This window comes from Xanthomonas sp. NCPPB 1754, from assembly GCF_041475725.2.
Classification (GTDB): domain Bacteria; phylum Pseudomonadota; class Gammaproteobacteria; order Xanthomonadales; family Xanthomonadaceae; genus Xanthomonas; species Xanthomonas euvesicatoria.
This window is the reverse complement of the sequence record NZ_CM192982.1, coordinates 3,864,361-3,880,985: the sequence shown is the minus strand read 5'-3', so window position 1 is coordinate 3,880,985 and position 16,625 is coordinate 3,864,361. Positions and strand designations below refer to the sequence as shown.

General features: G+C 64.9%; 12 protein-coding genes, 1 other RNA gene and 2 pseudogenes. 6 read left to right on the top strand and 9 right to left on the bottom strand.

Features of this window, described 5'->3' with window-relative positions; genetic code table 11:
- Positions 1–6 precede the first annotated feature (6 nt).
- The 3 genes from ACCQ15_RS16775 to azu all read left to right on the top strand — a co-directional run bounded on the left by ACCQ15_RS16775 (position 7) and on the right by azu (position 2,403).
- Positions 7–510 (top strand): RidA family protein, encoded by a 504-nt coding sequence (locus ACCQ15_RS16775; RefSeq protein ID WP_122272377.1) that lies wholly within the window; start codon positions 7–9, stop codon positions 508–510.
- A gap of 30 nt (positions 511–540) precedes the next feature.
- Positions 541–1,743, top strand: coding sequence for a pyridoxal phosphate-dependent aminotransferase (locus tag ACCQ15_RS16770; protein WP_122272378.1), 1,203 nt, complete (start codon positions 541–543; stop codon positions 1,741–1,743).
- Positions 1,744–1,953: 210 nt separating this feature from the next.
- On the top strand, positions 1,954–2,403 hold the full coding sequence (gene azu / locus ACCQ15_RS16765) for an azurin (protein WP_005911961.1): 450 nt from the start codon (positions 1,954–1,956) through the stop codon (positions 2,401–2,403).
- Between the two features lie 81 nt (positions 2,404–2,484).
- On the opposite strand, the pseudogene ACCQ15_RS16760 reads toward azu, so the two are convergent.
- Together ACCQ15_RS16760 and hemL are read right to left on the bottom strand one after the other, a co-directional pair.
- Positions 2,485–5,257: pseudogene (locus ACCQ15_RS16760) on the bottom strand (winged helix-turn-helix domain-containing protein).
- A 701-nt stretch (positions 5,258–5,958) separates the two neighbouring features.
- On the bottom strand, positions 5,959–7,248 hold the full coding sequence (gene hemL / locus ACCQ15_RS16755) for a glutamate-1-semialdehyde 2,1-aminomutase (protein ID WP_372380813.1): 1,290 nt from the start codon (positions 7,246–7,248) through the stop codon (positions 5,959–5,961).
- 302 nt (positions 7,249–7,550) lie between these two features.
- Here hemL and ACCQ15_RS16750 point away from each other — a divergent pair, with 302 nt between their 5' ends.
- Both ACCQ15_RS16750 and ACCQ15_RS16745 read left to right on the top strand, forming a co-directional pair.
- The gene (locus tag ACCQ15_RS16750; RefSeq protein WP_372380812.1) at positions 7,551–10,733 is read left to right on the top strand and encodes an outer membrane beta-barrel protein; all 3,183 of its coding nucleotides are present in this window, start codon (positions 7,551–7,553) and stop codon (positions 10,731–10,733) included.
- A gap of 552 nt (positions 10,734–11,285) precedes the next feature.
- A pseudogene (locus tag ACCQ15_RS16745) lies at positions 11,286–11,487 on the top strand (hypothetical protein); the annotation flags it as partial.
- Positions 11,488–11,571: 84 nt separating this feature from the next.
- Here ACCQ15_RS16745 and thiE read toward each other — a convergent pair.
- Entirely contained in the window at positions 11,572–12,210 is a 639-nt protein-coding gene (gene thiE / locus ACCQ15_RS16740; RefSeq protein ID WP_031424204.1) for a thiamine phosphate synthase, read from the bottom strand.
- Positions 12,211–12,233: 23 nt separating this feature from the next.
- Between thiE and ACCQ15_RS16735 the strand changes: the two genes are divergently transcribed.
- Positions 12,234–12,473 (top strand): rubredoxin, encoded by a 240-nt coding sequence (locus tag ACCQ15_RS16735; RefSeq protein WP_008575804.1) that lies wholly within the window; start codon positions 12,234–12,236, stop codon positions 12,471–12,473.
- Between the two features lie 144 nt (positions 12,474–12,617).
- Here the strand turns inward: ACCQ15_RS16735 and ACCQ15_RS16730 are convergent, their stop codons facing one another.
- The 6 genes from ACCQ15_RS16730 to ssrS all read right to left on the bottom strand — a co-directional run bounded on the left by ACCQ15_RS16730 (position 12,618) and on the right by ssrS (position 16,592).
- Positions 12,618–13,499, bottom strand: a complete 882-nt coding sequence (locus ACCQ15_RS16730; RefSeq protein WP_014090972.1) for a SirB1 family protein — start codon at positions 13,497–13,499, stop codon at positions 12,618–12,620.
- A 168-nt stretch (positions 13,500–13,667) separates the two neighbouring features.
- A complete protein-coding gene (locus ACCQ15_RS16725) occupies positions 13,668–14,117 on the bottom strand; it encodes a DUF192 domain-containing protein (protein WP_031424199.1) in 450 nt (149 codons plus the stop codon).
- A gap of 162 nt (positions 14,118–14,279) precedes the next feature.
- Complete coding sequence (gene rpiA, locus ACCQ15_RS16720) at positions 14,280–14,927, bottom strand: ribose-5-phosphate isomerase RpiA (protein ID WP_218555558.1); 648 nt, start codon at positions 14,925–14,927, stop codon at positions 14,280–14,282.
- Positions 14,928–15,024: 97 nt separating this feature from the next.
- The gene (locus ACCQ15_RS16715) at positions 15,025–15,501 is read right to left on the bottom strand and encodes an EVE domain-containing protein (protein WP_029820195.1); all 477 of its coding nucleotides are present in this window, start codon (positions 15,499–15,501) and stop codon (positions 15,025–15,027) included.
- A complete protein-coding gene (locus tag ACCQ15_RS16710) occupies positions 15,498–16,088 on the bottom strand; it encodes a 5-formyltetrahydrofolate cyclo-ligase (protein ID WP_065628787.1) in 591 nt (196 codons plus the stop codon). Before ACCQ15_RS16710 ends, ACCQ15_RS16715 begins: the two co-directional genes overlap by 4 nt.
- Positions 16,089–16,408: 320 nt before the next feature.
- Positions 16,409–16,592: non-coding RNA, 6S RNA (ssrS, locus tag ACCQ15_RS16705), on the bottom strand.
- Positions 16,593–16,625: the final 33 nt, after the last annotated feature.

Below are 16,625 nucleotides of genomic sequence, written 5' to 3'. Positions count from 1 at the left end.
ATTGCCATGCTCCGTTCCATCACCACCGTTCTCACCGCCGCAGTGCTGTGGTCTGCCAGTCTCGGTGCCGCACACGCGGCCGAGGTGATCCGCCACAAGATTCCCAACAGCGATTTTCCCATCGCTGCAGCGGTGGAAATTCCCGCAGGCAAGGCCACGGTGTATGTCAGCGGCAAGGTGCCGGCGGTGATCGATACCAGTGCGCCGAAGGATTCGGCGGCCGCCTATGGCGACACCAAGGCGCAGACGGTGAGCGTGTTGAACCAGATCAAGCAGCAGCTGGCCACGTTGGGGCTGGGCATGGGCGATGTGGTGAAGATGCAGGTGTTTCTGGTCGGCGATCCGGCGATGGGCGGCAAGATGGATTTCAACGGCTTCATGGAAGGCTATCGCCAGTTTTTCGGCACCAAGGAGCAACCCAACCTGCCGGCGCGCTCGGCATTCCAGATCGCAGCGCTGGGTAACCCGCTGTACCGGGTCGAGATCGAAGTGGTTGCCGTGCGTCCCTGAATCCGCGTCGTCATCCTGCTGGAGGTTGTCATGAACACTGTTCTTTCGCGCCGCACGTTTCTACGCGAGTCTGCGTTGTTTGCCGGCGCCGCCGGTGCCGGCAGCTTGCCGCTGCTGGCCAGCGCCGTCGAACGCGCCACTGCCATCGCGCCCGCACCGGCAACGGCGCTGGCACCGGTGATGATCGACTCCAATGAATTTCCGGATGGACCGTCGGCTGCCGCAGTAAAGGCCATCGCGCAGATCGCCCCGCAAGGCGGGCGGTATTTGCGGCAGGTACAGATGGAATTGATGACTACCCTGGCTGCCGAGCTCGCGCTGCCGGTCGATCACCTGATGGCGTATGCCGGGTCCACCGAACCGCTCGACTACACGATGCTGGCATTTACTTCGCCCAGCGCCGCGTTGGTCACGGCCGACCCCACCTACGAATCCGGTTGGCGTGCGGCAACCCGCAATGGTGCGCGCCTGATCAAGGTGCCGCTGCGCAAGGACTTTTCGCACGATGTACAGGCCATGTGCGCGGCGGACGCCAACGCGGGCGTGATCTACATCTGCAACCCCAACAATCCCACCGGTTCGGTCACCGCACGCAAGGATCTGGACTACGCTTTGGCGCACAAGCCCAAAGGCAGCGTGTTGGTGGTGGATGAGGCGTATATCCACTTCGCGCAAAACACGCGCAGCATGGTCGACATGGTGGCTGCAGGCGAAGACGTGGTGGTGTTGCGCACCTTCTCCAAACTCTATGGCATGGCCGGCATCCGCCTGGGCTATGCGGCCGCGCGTCCGGACCTGCTGGCCAAGCTGAAGTTCTACAGCGTCAACAGCTTGCCGGTCACCGCCGCCGCTGCCGGGCTGGCCAGCCTGCGTGATCCTGCACTGGTGCCGCAACGGCGCGCACGTACGGCCGCGACGCGCACGGATGTGATGGAGTTTCTCGCCAGGCAGGGCTATGCATGCACTGCCTCGGAGAGCAACTGCTTCATGGTGGATGTAAAGCGGCCTGCCGCCGGTTTCAAGGACGACATGGCCACCCATGGCGTGTTCATCGGCCGCAGCTGGCCGGTGTGGCCAACCTGGTCGCGGATCACTGTGGGCACCGATGCGGAGATGGCGCGTTTCAAGCAGGCGTTCGTACAAGTGATCGCCGGTAAGCGCGGCCCGTTGCCGGTGCCGGCCATCGCGTCCGCAGCAGCAGATCCGATGGATGCGTTTTTCCGTTACGCGTGAAGCACGCATGCGGCCGAAGGTCTGCTTGCAATCAGCAGGGCGCCTGGCACCGTTGGTCGATGCGCGAGCGTATGCAGTGGGCTCGCGCGTGATGCCTTGTTGATTGCGACTCCGCGTTACTCTGGCACTATCAGCACCTCTGACCACGTCGCTGTTGCAATGGTGCGCCGCGTGCGATGTGCTGCACCTTCCCAACGCAGGAGTGTTCTCTTGAAGCTGTTTTCCACGATTGCTGTGTGTGCGCTGGCGCTGATGGCGCCGACGGCATGGGCACGGACGTGCGCGGTGACCATCACCGGCAACGATCAGATGAAGTTCGACCAGAGCGCGATCAAGCTAGCGCCCGAGTGCACGCAGGTGGAGCTTACGCTCAAGCATTCCGGCAAGATGGCTGCCACCGTGATGGGGCACAACTGGGTGTTGACCAAGTCTGCCGATTTCCAGGCGGTGGCCAATGCCGGCGTACGTTCGACCATCGCCGACAGCTATCTGCCCAAGGCCGACGCACGCGTGATTGCGCACACCAAGGTCATTGGCGGCGGCGACAGCACCACGGTGAGTTTTCCCACCAGCAAACTGAGCAAGGGCGCCGACTACACGTTCTTCTGCTCGTTCCCCGGCCATTGGGCGATGATGAAGGGCACGCTGACGTTCGGGTGATGCGTGCGGGCGGCCAACGCTGTCAGGCCTGGCCGCCACACGTGCAAACCTGCGTTGAACGCAAGATGCATGCGACCTGGCTCAGCCAGGTCGCAGCGGCTGATCTGCATGCGGGCCGCTTCCACGCAACAACCCGCGCTGCAATGCTTGCGCAAGCGCGCTTTCGCGGCTGCGCGCGTCGAGCTTGCGGTACAGGTTTTTCAGATGGAATTTGACCGTGTTTTCCGACAGGTGCAGGCAGCGTGCGATCTGCTTGTTGGAATAGCCACGCGCCAGTTGCGCCAGCACTTCCAGTTCGCGCTCGCTGAAGATGTCACCGGCCGGGTCGTCGTCGCCGCTAAGGCGTTCGAGCAAGGCCTGGATGGTCAAGGCACGCGTGGTGCCGCCCACGGTCTGCGGGTCGTGCTGGCGTAGCGAGCGCAGCATCGCCTTGGCCGGCAAGCCCAGTTCCACGATCGCCTGCCAGCTTTGCGTGAGCGCGACATGGTCCAATGCGCTGTACAGATACGGCAGGGCGGCAACCAGTTCGCCACGTTGCTGCAGTACCAGCGCGATGCGTACACGGGCGCGCGCCAGATGGCAGACATTGTCGTTGGCCAGGCAGGCTTGCTCGATCTGTCCGAGGATGCTCAGCGCGGCGCTGCTGCGCCCGGCCAGGCGATGCCAGCGGGCCAGTGCGAAGCCCATCGCCGCGCGATCGTGCCAGCGGTGTGGCGAGCGCAAGGTATGCGCCAGGCCGGATTCGCCGCCGGTACGTGCGATCAGCACATCGATGGCGGCGTTGCCTGGATGTTCCAGTAACAGCATCAGCCGCCATGCTGCAGCCAGTTCCGACAAGCGCGCCAATTTGCGTCCGTGTGCGATCTGTTCGATATGCTCCAGCAACAGCAACGCGCTGCGTCCGCTATGGTCGCGCACGCGTTCCAGCCCCAGCGCAGTGCCGTATCCGGCGGCCAGCACGTCCACGCCGCCATCGTGCTGCTCCAGCAATTCCAGCGCCGGATGCAGCAGGTCGGCTGCGTCGTCGTGATGGCCGCGTTCGTAGTGCAACTGCGCAAGCAGGCACTGAGCGGCGGCTTCCAGCACCCGATCCGGCTGCGGGGTACGTGCGCACCAGCTCAGTGCCTGCTGATAGCAGGCTTCCGCATCGCTGAGCCGGCCGCGATAGAACAGGCTCTGCCCCAGCGACAACATGGCCCGGCTGGCACCGACCTCGCTGCCGCCACGTTGCATGGTGTCGCGCGCGTTGCGCGCGTAGCGCTCGGCAACCGCGAACGCGCCCTGCGCAATCGCGGTGGTGGCGCAGATGCAGAGCAACATGCCGCGGCCCAGATGGTCGTCTTCGTCCAGTGCGCCAGCCTGGGCGGCAATCTGGGTCAGGCCATGCGGATTGCCGCAGATTTCATCCAGACGGTCGCGCAGCAGCGCCACGACCACGGTGTAGTCGCGCTGCAGCGGCTCGCGTAACGCAGCCGGAAAATCGCGGAAGCGCTCCAGCAACAGGCGTGCGTGGGCGAATTCGCCCAGCTTGATGTGCAGGTGCGCCTGGGTGAGATTGAGCGCGGGTGTGTCGCGGATGGTGCGGTGGTCGAAATGGCGCAGCAGTGCGCGTACTTCATGCGTGCCGTGAGTCAACAGCAGCTGCCAGGTGCCGGCGCGTGCGATGTAGCTGGCGGCAAGATCGCCGCAGCCGCCGCGCCAAGCATGCCGCACCGCTTCGGCAAGCTGCTGATGATCGCCGAACCAGCGCGCTGCGCGTTGATGCAGCTGCACGCTCAGGCCTGGATGTTCGCGGTCGAGCAGTTGCTGCAAAAAGTCGGCAAACAGCGGGTGGTAGCGGAACCATTCGCGCTCGCCATCCAGCGGCACCAGCAGACCATGGAAATGCTCCAGCCGCGCCAGCAAGCGGCCGCTGTCCTGGCGTTGGCGCACCGCGTCGGCGAGCGCGGCGTTGAAGCGTTCCAGCGGGCTGGTGCGCAACAGGAGTTCGCGGGTGTCTGGGTCCAGATCGTTGACCACTTGTTCGGCCAGGTACGCGGCAATCTGCGCGCTGCGCCCGGAGAAACGTACGGTGACTTCCTGCCGACGCTGGGTATCGCCTTCCAACCACAGCCGTGCCAGTTGCAGCGCCACCGGCCAGCCTTCTGTGTAGCGCCGCAGTTCGTCCGCCACCGGTGCGGTCACGTGCGGGCCCAGCAACGCCTGCGCTTCGGTGTCGTCGAGCGCCAGCTGCGTGCTGCCGATGCGGCTGAGCTGCGCGTGCAGATCCAGCCGCGCCAGGGGTAGATTGGGTACGCGGCGGGTCGCGAGTGCCAGATGCAAACGCCCGCCACTGTGTTCGATCAGGCGTAGCACCAGTTCATCGACAGGGCTGCTGCCGAGTCGGTCGTAGTCGTCGAGAATCACGCTGATGCGGCGGGGCGCTGCGCGCAGCGCTCGAATCAGCAATGCCGCCGCGTCGCGCGGGTCGTGATCGCGGTTGTGCAGCACGGCCGCGCACAGCGCGTGGTCCGCGCCTGCGTTCTGCAGCGCATACGCAAGATGGCCGAGAAAACGCCCGGCGTCGGCATCTTCTTCGTCCAGCGACAGCCATGCCACCGCGCTCTGCTCGCGCGTACTCAGGTGCGCATGCCACTGCGCCAGCAGCGTGGTCTTGCCGAATCCGGGCGGGGCGAGCAATAGCGTCAGCGGACGTGCCTGCGCCTGATCCAGCGCAGCCAGCAGTGCGCCACGCACCACCGCGCCGGGGGGGCGGCAACGCAGGCTCCAGCTTGCCGGCAAGCAGCCAATCGGGATTCACGGGGTCGCGCGACGGTGTCGGGCGCGGGGTGAGCAGCGCAACAGGCTTGAGCATGAGGCGAGGGCGGCCGTATCGAGCGTCGACAGCGCGCCGACTCGACACGCTGCAGATCGGGGTGAAACAGCGGCAATGCAGCGTCATCACCGGATTCGGCGACGCAGGTGCAGCGGCTGCTTCGAGGGTCCCCACCCATGCCCGTCCCTGAGCACCTTTTTCAGAAAGGTATGACAGCCACACGACAAAAGCAAAGCGTGTTGCGCCGAGTCGAGGAGGCATTGCGGCCGAAGCGCCGGCCCGTGCACTCGGTCAAGGAGCGCTAGAGGTCGCCTGCTCGTGGCCGCGGTGGTGAGAGAGCAGCGACCAAAAGCAATTGCCAAAGCGACTGCGCTCGCTGCCACACAACCGCGGCCGATGCGCGATGCGGCGTGGACCACGCACCGCGGTCCTGCGCCCCGCCCAGGCCCGGCTGACGGCTACCCGCTGCGTTGTGGCAGCCGCTCCTGTGCAAAGACAGCGCCATCCACAGTTCGCTGCGAGCATGGCGCACAGTCTGGCAACGCGCACCGCCGTGCAGTCGCCGTTGCTACGAACGAAACCGGTTGCACGTACGCGCAGGCTCACCAGGAACCCCGGTGATGCCTACCTCGCCAGTGTCCTGCGCCACTGCCAGTGCGGCACGATCACGCCGCATCGCAAAGCAGCAAACCAGCGACGCCTCCGCGCTCACCGATTCCCAATTCCCAATTCCCGGCCAATCAGCGCGCCACTTCCGCAAACGCCTCGCGCGCTGCCGCCAGCGTGGCTTCGATCACCGCCTGGTCGTGCGCACTGGACATGAAGCCGGCTTCGTACGCCGAGGGCGCCAGGTACACGCCCCGCTGCAGCATCGTGTGGAAGAAGCGGTTGAAGCTGGTGATGTCGCACGCGGTGGCCTGTGCGTAGCTTTCCACGATGTCGTCGGTGAAGAACAGCCCGAACATGCCGCCGACCTGATTGGTGGTGACGGCAATGCCGGCCGCGCGTGCGGCATCTTCCAGGCCTTCGCACAGCAGGCTGGTGGCCTCGCTCAGGCGCGTGTGGAAGCCCGGCTCCTGCACCAGCTCCAGCATCGCCAGGCCGGCGGCCATCGCCACCGGGTTGCCCGACAAGGTGCCGGCCTGGTAGATCGGCCCGGCCGGAGCAACCTGCTCCATCAAGTCGCGGCGGCCGCCGTAAGCGCCCACCGGCATGCCGCCGCCGATGATCTTGCCGAAGGTGGTCAGGTCCGGGGTCACGCCGTAATGTGCCTGCGCACCACCGAGCGCGACGCGGAAGCCGGTCATCACTTCGTCGAAGATCAGCAACGCGCCGTGCCGCGTGCACAGCGTGCGCAGATGCTGCAGATAGCCGGCCTGCGGCGGAATGCAGTTGGCGTTGCCGACCACCGGCTCGATGATCACCGCCGCCACCTCCGCACCGATCTCGTCGAACAGCGCGGTGGCGCCCTCGAAGTCGTTGAAGCTCAGCGTGGCGGTCAGCTCGCTCAGCCCTGCGGGTACGCCGGGCGAGGTCGGTACACCCAGGGTCAGCATGCCGCTGCCGGCCTTGACCAGAAACGAATCGCCGTGGCCGTGATAGCAGCCTTCGAACTTGATGATGCGATTGCGCCCGGTGGCGCCACGCGCCAGGCGTACCGCCGACAGCGTGGCTTCGGTGCCGGAGTTGACCATGCGCACCATCTCGCAGGAGGGCACCAGCCGGGTAATGGTCTGCGCCATCGTCACTTCGGCTGCGCACGGCGCACCGAACGACAGCCCGTTGCCGATCGCCCGCTCGACCGCTTCGCGCACGGCCGGGTGGTTGTGTCCGGCAATCATCGGCCCCCACGAGCCCACGTAGTCGATGTAGCGGTTGTCGTCGACATCGAACAGATACGGGCCATCGGCGCGCGCCACGAAGAACGGCTCGCCGCCGACCGATTTGAACGCCCGCACCGGCGAGTTGACGCCGCCGGGTAGCAAGGTCTGCGCCTGGGCGAACAGGGCGTGGGAGCGGGAATGGTTCATGCGCAAATCCTTGAGGAATACCGATTGGGGGCATCGACGCCCGGCAGCGGGCATCGCGTGCGCCATTGTCAGGCCTGCGGCCTTGCGCGCCTACCCGTCGGACACCCGCCTACCCGTCGAAGTGGGCGGATGGGGGAACTTGGCTGCCTATCATCGAACGCGACGTGATCGACAGTTTGGAATGAGCTGATGGCGCGCAGTCATTGGCATCGCGCTGCAGATGTTCAGAAAGTGTGATTTCGGTAGCCATTGGCACCGTTCGTTTGTCGCCTTGCCGACAGTTCAAGACCTGGGGAGAGAGCATGAACCGTAGTATCCAGAAGCGTGCCTTGGCATTGGCATTGGTCGTGGCCATGGGCAGCGTCCACGCGCAGTCCACCACCGGCAGCATCGTCGGCAGCGTGGGGCAGGGCAGTGGCACGAGCGTGCTGGTGGAAAACAATAGCGGCTTCAGCCGCGAGGTGCCGGTGGACGCACGCGGCCGCTACACCGCCGGCAATCTGCCGCTGGGCACCTACAAGGTGACGGTCAAGCGCGATGGCGCAGTGGTGGAGACGCGCGAGAACGTCGCCATCACCGTCGGGGCCAACACAGACGTGTCCTTCGCTGCCAGCGCAGCCGCGGTGAGCGGCGTGCAGACGCTGGACAGCGTCACCGTCAGCGCCGCCAGCCTCACCACCATCGACGTCAGCAGCGTGGATACGCGCACCGTGGTCACCGCCGAACAGTTGCAGCAACTGCCGCTGGGCCGCACCGCCGAAGCGATCGCGCTGCTGGCACCGGGGGTGGTGGTCAACAGCGGCGGCTTCGACAACGGCCCGCTCGGCGGCTCGCTCCCCAGCTTCGGCGGCTCGGCCGCCAGCGAAAATGCGTACTACCTCAACGGCTTCAACACCACCACCATCAGCAACAACCTGGGCGGCCTGACCCTGCCGTACGGCGCCATCGACCAGCAGGAAATCTTTACCGGAGGCTACGGCGCGCAGTACGGCCGCGCCAACGGCGGCGTGATCAACCAGATCGGCAAGCGTGGCACCAATGAGTGGAAGTTCGGCGCTGCAGTGATCTGGGAGCCGAACGGCCTCAAGGCCAATCAGCGCGACATCTATTGGCGCCCGGACAGCCAGGGCAGCACCATCAACAACGCCGCCTACCGCTATGCGCGTGCGGCCAATGGCCTGTACCAGCCCGCCAGCGAGGCCGAGGCCAGCCAGACCACCTACAGCGCCTATGTCGGCGGACCCATCATCCAGGACAAGCTGTTCTTCTTCCTGGCCGCCGAGCAGGTGAACTCCGACGGCGTGCGCGTGGGCACCAATCGCGACACCGACAACGGCCGCACCGGCGGCCTCACCGACTACGACTACACGCAGAAGCGCTGGTACGCCAAGGTGGACTGGAACATCACCGACAACCACCTGATCGAGGTGACCGGTGCCAGCGACGTCGCCGAAACCAATGGCTCGATCTATCGTTACGACTATGTTACGCGACAGCGTGGCGCCTACTTCACCGACGAATCCACCTGGAAAACCGGGCCGACGCTGTTCACCGGCAAGTACACCGGCTATCTGAGCGACAACCTCACCGTGACCGCCCTGTACGGCAAGATGAGAACGCCGGACGAACTGACGCCGTTCAACTACGACGCGGCTGGCGGTCCGGTGATCAACAGCGCCGCATTGCAGAACCCTGCCTACACCGGCGGCACACCGCGCATCGGCAACCAGCTGGTCACCTCGGTCAGCTCGCCGGACCGCGAGTACAAAAAAGACAACCAGCGCCTGAATCTGGAATGGCGCATCGGCCACCACACGCTCAACTTCGGCATCGATAACCAGAAGTCAGAAGGCATCGATGTCGGCTCGATCCTCTCTGGCCCCGGGTATGCCTGGACCTACGGACAGACCAATGACCCGTACGGGCTGGCCACCGGCGGTCTGGTCAGCCAGTCGGCCAACGAAGCCGGCGGCATCGGTGCGCCGAGCCCGGGTTTGGTGGATCCGGTCAATGGATCCAGTGGCTACTACGTGGTGCGCAACATCAACACCAGCCTGTATTCGTACGAGGCCAAGCAACGCGCCTACTACATCGAAGACAAGTGGCAGGTCACCGACAATCTGCTGCTGAGCCTGGGCCTGCGCAAGGACGAGTTCACCAACTACACCCCGTTCGGTGATCCCTACATCGAAATCGACAACGCGTGGGCGCCGCGCCTGGGCTTCAGCTGGGACGTCAATGGCGATTCCAGCTTGAAGGTGTTCGGTAACCTTGGCCGTTACTACCTCGGTCTGCCGCTGTCGGCGGTGAGTCTGTTCACCCCGGCCACGACCACCGATACCTACTTCACCTACAGCGGCATCAATGCCGACGGCACGCCGATCCTGGCGCAGCAGCTGGGTTCGGCGGTGTCGGCCAATTCGCGCTTCGGTCGCATCGCCGATGTACGCACCGCGGTGGCCAAGGACATCGAAGGCGAAAACCAGGACGAACTCATCCTCGGGTTTACCAAGCAACTCGATAGCGGCTGGGTGTTGGGCGTGCGCGGCACGCATCGCCGTCTCAATGCCGGCATCGACGACCAGAACTATGACGTCTCCAACACCGCGTTGATCGATGCGGCAGCGGCGCAAGGCGTGACCATCGATTTCTCCAAGGTGGCGGGCGCATCGTTGATCAATCCGGGCCAGACCAATACCTGGGGGGTGATCGGCACCGATGGCCAGTTCCACGAAATATCGGTGAGCCGTGAGGCGGCAGGTTTCCCGAAGTTCAAGCGCAATTATTCGGCGTTGGAATTCAATCTGGAGCGTCCGTTCGACGGCAAGTGGTATGCCAAAGTCAATTACGTCTGGTCGCATAGCTACGGCACCACCGAGGGCCAGGTGCGTTCGGATCTGTGGCGCACCGGCGGCGCGCTGGGCAGCTATCAGGGCCAGGCCTCGGTCTCGACCACGCAAAGCTGGGACCACCCTGCGTTGATGGAACACTTCAATGGCGATCAATCCAACGATCATCGCCATCAGCTCAAGTTGTTCGGCTTCTACCAATTCACCCCGCAATGGGGCGCATCGGCCAATTTCAGCCTGATTTCCGGTGCTCCGCACAACTGCCTGGGCAACTACTACGGGACCGAATATAGCGGCCGCGATCCGGCCGGCTACGGCGGCAGTGCAATTACCGGCGGCCCGTACCACTACTGCTACAACCCGGAGACCGGCACCGGCGTGGCATCGCCTCCCGGCTCGCAGGGGCGTTTGGGCTGGATCGCGCAGCTGGACATGGGCGTGACCTACAAGCCGGCATTTGCAGATGGCAAGCTGGCGTTGCGCTTGGACGTATTCAACATCACCAACGAGCAGACCGCGACCAACATCTACCCGTTCTCGCAATTGCCCGACAACACCACCAACCCGCTATGGGACCAGGTCGTCGCCTATCAGGCGCCGCGCTCGGGTCGGGTGACGTTGAGCTACGACTTTTAATTGCGCCACGCGATAACGGCAGTCCCGGCAGCGACGCGTGATGGCACGCGTCGCTGTTTTTTTTTGGGGATGGCGCTCAAGTCGACATCATTCTGATGAGCGGGAACACGCCGCCTGAGCGACGACTTGGCTGAGCGCAGTGCACTTGATCTCGGCGTTCGGCTAGCAGAGGTACGTCATGATCGCGTGTCCGCATCGCTTTCAATAAAACTGCCAGCAAACCGTCTGGCGAAGGCACCGCGCACGCGATGTTCGAGGCAACGCGATGCAGTGAAATACATGTCGCGGTCTTGAAGTGGATTGGACGGTTTGTATGGCCAAGCCTGGGAGCCTTAGATCTGCTTCTTGGCTGCAGGGCCCTTGCCCGCCTACCATCGCCGGACACGCTGCAAGTACGTCCCTGTAAGCTCTTACGCGGCATCCATGCCGCGTAAGGTCCGGCGACGGTAGGCGGGCAAGGGCCTGTCGCGTTGGTTGCTGTGCATGTGGGAGCAGCGCTCGAGGCGCTTTCCACATCGGTCAATCACCCGCTTCTCTGGTCATTCTCTCGTCGTGCCCGGCAAGTGCCATCACGAAGCAATCGGCAGCAGCGTGGCCGCGCACGCAACGACCCGCTCGGTTGGCCGCCAGCCAACCTTCTGGTGCGGTGTCCTCGCCGCTTGCGGGACCGTTGGCGGCATGGATGCCGCCATCGAGCCTCCAAGGACGGATTTGCGGCGTCTCCCGCAAGCGGCGAGGGCACCGCGCGCGCGACGCACCTGGTTTTTCACCCAAGCGATGCAGCGAAATGAAAAACGCGCTGTCTTCAAATCGATTGAAGCGCTTGGATGAACAACTTTCAAAGCTTGCCGCGCTGAGCCGCAAACCCTGCGCGATACTCCTGCACCGCTGCGACCGGATCCGGCGCCGCGTACACGCCACTGACCACCGCAATGAGATCGGCGCCGGCAGTCACCAGCGCAGTCACCTGAGCAGGCGCAATGCCACCGATCGCGACGCGCGGCAGGTTCAGTTCGGCTGCCTGCTGCAGCAACGCAGGCGTTGCGCGCCGGGTGGTCTGCTTGGTGGTGGTCGGGAAAAATGCACCGAAGGCCACGTAATTGGCGCCCGCTTCCGCTGCGGCGCGCGCGCGCTCGATATCGTCGTAGCACGACACCCCGATGATGGCCTGCTCGCCCAGCAGTGCGCGCGCTGCCGCCACATCGCCATCGTCTTCGCCCAGATGTACGCCTTGCGCACCGACCTGCGCCGCCAGCTGCGCATCGTCGTTGATGATCAACGGCACGCCATGGGCCGCGCATGCCTCGCGCAAGGCGCCGGCCTGGCGCAGCCGCAGCGCCGCATCCGCCTGCTTGTTGCGGTATTGCAGCCAGGTGATCGACCCCAGCAACGGCGCCGTGCGCAGCAGCAGGCGCTGCGTGTTGGGCTCGTCGGGGGTGATCAGATAGACGCCGCGAACGTCGAGACGGTTGGGCATGGCAACGCTTCCGAAAGCGGTGGATGGGATGGGACAATGCAGGCCCACTGTTGCATGACCGCGATTATCCGATGAGCGAGACATCCACGACCACCTACCGCACCTGGATGTGCGTCGTCTGCGGGTTTCTCTACCACGAGGCCGACGGCATCCCCGAAGAAGGCATCGCCCCGGGTACCCGCTGGCAGGACGTCCCCGACACCTGGACCTGCCCCGATTGCGGCGTGACCAAGGAGGACTTCGAGATGGTGGAGATCGACTGAGCGCCGCCAACGGCGTGCAATCAGGCAGTGTCGGCGACCACGATGCTGCTGCGATGCGGGCCGGCCAGTGCGCGCGTTGCCGAGAACCACGCGGCGGTGGCCTATCCGGGCAGACTGGCCTAGCCAGCCGGCGCGTCTACCCGCTCAATGCGCCCGCGCGCGCTGGCTATTCAATTCCACCAGGTGTTCGTGCAGATGGGCCGCGTCCTGCGCGCCCGGGTTGAGCACCAGGTAGCGCGATAAATCGTGGCGTGCGCCGTTGCGGTGGCCCAGATGCAGATAGGCCATGCCGCGGTCGCGCAGGGCCTCGGGTTGGTCGGGCACCAGCTTCAGGATGCGGTCGGCGCTGCGGGCGGCGCGGTCCCAGTGCTCGGCATCGGCATAGACGCCGTGCAGGTTGCGCAGGATGCGGATCAAGATCGCGCGGTGCGGGGCGGGGTCGAGAATCTGCGCGAGCGCGCGGTCGTCGGGAATTTCGCCGCCCAGGTGCGGGCGGGCACGTTCGCGCAGCTCATCCACGCCCAGCGGACGGCCGCCGTTGAACGGGTCCATCACCAGCACGCCGTCATCCACCGGCAGACGCACCAGGAAATGGCCGGGAAACGACACCCCCGCCAACGGGATGCCCAGCCGGCGCGCCACTTCGATCTGCACCATCGCCAGTGAAATCGGATTGCCCAGCCGGCGCTCGAACACCTGGTTGAGGTAGCTGTTACGCGGGTCGTAATACTCGTCGTGATTGCCCGAATAGCCCAGCTCGTCGAATAAGTAGCGATTGACCGCCGCCATCTTCAGCGGCCATAGATCGATTGCGTCCACTTCGCGGCGCAGATGCTCGACGTGGCTCTGCACCAGCGTGTCGTACAGCTCGGCATCCAGCTGCGGATACTCGTCGCGCGCGATCAGCAGCGCGGTGGACATCAACGGCACCGCATCGTCGTCCAGGCTGGCGAGCGCGGTCCAATGGGGAAGTGGGAGCATGTCGACCATGCTGCCAAGAGTGTCGGCAAGCGGCGCAGGGTTCAAGTCCGGTACTTCCTGACAGGGACGCGGGGCGCATGAACGCGTAACGCTGACAGGCGGCCCTGCGTCCGACGGTCGCAAACGCCGTTCGGAAAGGTGACGCGCAGGTCTCACCCGTCGGCAGGCCCCATGCGCCTGGCTGGTATGGTCCCAGGACCTGCTTGCAGCCGCTTATTCGGGCGTCGGGATGTCCGGGCTGAAGCGCAGCGTTGCCCCATCCTTCAGGCCGAGCTTGGCGGCCTGGCCGGCATTCAGCTCCAGCACATAGCGCGCGGGCTGCCTGCTGGGATAGGGCGGACAGGCGTCGCCGGCCGAACACGGCGGCACATCGCGCTGCTGGGAGACCAGCCGGCGCTGTTCATCGAAATACAGGATATCCAGCGCGATCTTGGTGTTCTTCATCCAGTACGCCATCGGCTCCTGGCGGTCGTGGATGAACAGCATGCCGCGGTCTTGGTCCATGGCATCGCGAAACATCAGGCCCTTGGCGCGATCGGCATCGTTCTGCGCCAGTTCCACCTTGTAGCGCGTGCCTGCCAGTTCCACCCAGCTGTCGCCGCTGCTGGCGCAGCCGCCGAGCAGCATCAGAAGCGCAAGGATTAGAAGACCAGAACAACGCATGCGGCATACCGACTGGCGAGGATGCCGCACCATCTGCCAAGCGGCCGCGTGCGTCAAGCGGCTGCGGTGCGTCGTGCGGTTGCTGCAAGCGGGATATGTGCGACCCGCCATCGCTTCGCAATGCGGGCCGTCACTGCGCATGCGAAGGCCCGCACGCGATCTTCAGATCACCTGCGGTGGCTCGCCGCCCACGATCACCACATCGGCCGGGCGCCGCGCGAACAAACCCACGCAGACCACGCCGGGAATCTGGTTCAAGCTGCGCTCCAGGTCCACCGGGTCGGTAATCTGCAGGTGATGCACGTCCAGCACCACGTTGCCGTTGTCGGTGACCACGCCATCGCGCCACACCGGCTGGCCGCCGGTCAATGCCAGGATCTGGCGGGCCACCAGGCTGCGTGCCATCGGAATCACTTCCACCGGCAGCGGGAACTTGCCCAGCACCGGCACCTGCTTGCTGGGGTCGACGATGCAGATGAAGCGCTCGCTGGCTTCGGCAATGATCTTCTCGCGCGTCAGCGCTGCGCCGCCGCCCTTGATCAGACAACGGTTCGGGTCGCACTCGTCGGCGCCGTCCACGTACAGCGACAGATTGCCGGTGTGATTGAGGTCCAGCACCTCGATGCCATGCTGGCGCAGGCGCGCGGTGCTCTGTTCGGAGCTGGACACTGCGCCCTTGATGCGATGGCCGATGCGGCCCAGCGCGTCGATGAAGTAAGCCACCGTCGAGCCGGTGCCCACTCCGACGATCATGCCGTCTTCCACGTAATCGATCGCTTTTTCGGCGGCCAGGCGTTTTGCTTCGGACATGGGTAAAGAGCTCGGGATTAGTGATTGGGGATTTGGGATTCGTAAAAGCCGGTCACGCGGGGTGGCAATGGGCGAATCCCAACTGCCGGATCCCCAATCACGGCGTTTCCATCGCCAGCAGCAACTTCCACTGCGCGGCGGTCACTGGCAGGATCGACAGGCGGTTACCGCGTGCGATCAGCGCAAAGCCTTCGCCCAGCGCATCGGCCTGTTGCTTGATTTCATCCAGCGAAATCGTGCGGGCGAGTTTGCGCTCGAACGCCACGTCCACCAGCATCCAGCGCGGGTCCTCGCGGGTGGATTTTGGGTCGTGGTAGTCGGAAGACGGGTCGAACTGGGTGTCGTCCGGATACGCCGCGCTCGCCACCTTGGCGATGCCGACGATGCCGGGCACCTTGCAGTTGGAATGGTAGAAAAACACGCCATCGCCCACCTGCATGCCATCGCGCATGAAGTTGCGCGCCTGGTAGTTACGCACGCCGTTCCAGGGCTCGGTGCCGACACGTTCCAGATCATCGATGGAGAACGTGTCCGGCTCGGACTTCATCAACCAGTAGCGCTTGCGGGCAGTCATTCGGAAACGGTGTCGTCTTTCAGGAAGGTGGCGCGTTCGGTGCAGATGGCGTCGACCGCCACATCCCATGCTTCGGAAGGCAGGGCGGGCACCTGCTGCGCAGCGAAGCCAGCACCGACCAGCCAGGGAGGCGGCGCCTGGCGATGCCGGAACGCGAAGCTGCGATCATACCAGCCGCCTCCCATTCCCAGCCGACGGCACGCCGCATCGAAGCCGGTCAGCGGCGTCACCACCAGTGCCATCTCCTCCGGTGCCAACGTGTCGGCGCGTGCCACATCCGGCTCCGGAATGCCGTAGCGATTGCTCACCAGCGGCTGGCCCGGCCGCCACGGCGCAAAGCGCAGCACGCGCCCGTCCAGCACCGGCAGGCAGTAGCGCACTCCCGCCGGCAAGGTCAGCTGCCAGCGGTGCAGCGCAATTTCGCCGTCCATCGCCCAATAGCCCGCCACGGCACCGCGGTGCGGTGCGAACGGCAGCGCCAGCAAACGCTGTGCCAACGCATCGGCTGCGGCCAGGCGCTGCGCTGCCGGCAGGCTGCGGCGGTGTGCGCGCAACTGCTGGCGCAACGCATCTCGGTCCTCGGTCATCGGTGTCTCGCAGCGCAATCGGTGTTGCATTGTCGAATGCGCACACGCGCCTGCCTAGCATGGCGTGCGACGCGGCCCGCAGTTGCGCCTGCGCTGTGGGCGTGCCGATAGAGCCTTACGGGGTACGCACTACCCGGACATATGCCCTGCATCTGCATCTGCATGGGCGATGCAGCGTGCGCATTGCCGCGCGCGGCAACGCCACCGACACGGCACCAGCATCGCGAGCGCAACAGACCCGCAGGGCCGCTTCAACTGTCGCATGTCAGACCGTCAGACGCACAAAAAGAAACGACGCCCGAAGGCGCCGTTTCAGATTTGCATTCTCCGCCGTGACGATGCGGGCGAAACGACCTTGAACCCGGGGTTCAAGTGGGGACGTTGTGAGGCCATCGGGCTTCCCGCTACACGGCGGACTTGCACACCCGGCTTCGTCGCGCCCCCGTGGTCGTAATTAAGGGACAAGGCGAATGTTTTGCACGCTGTCGTTTACAGCAGAGAACGCAGGTGAATTATAGACCTCTGTGCCGCGATGGC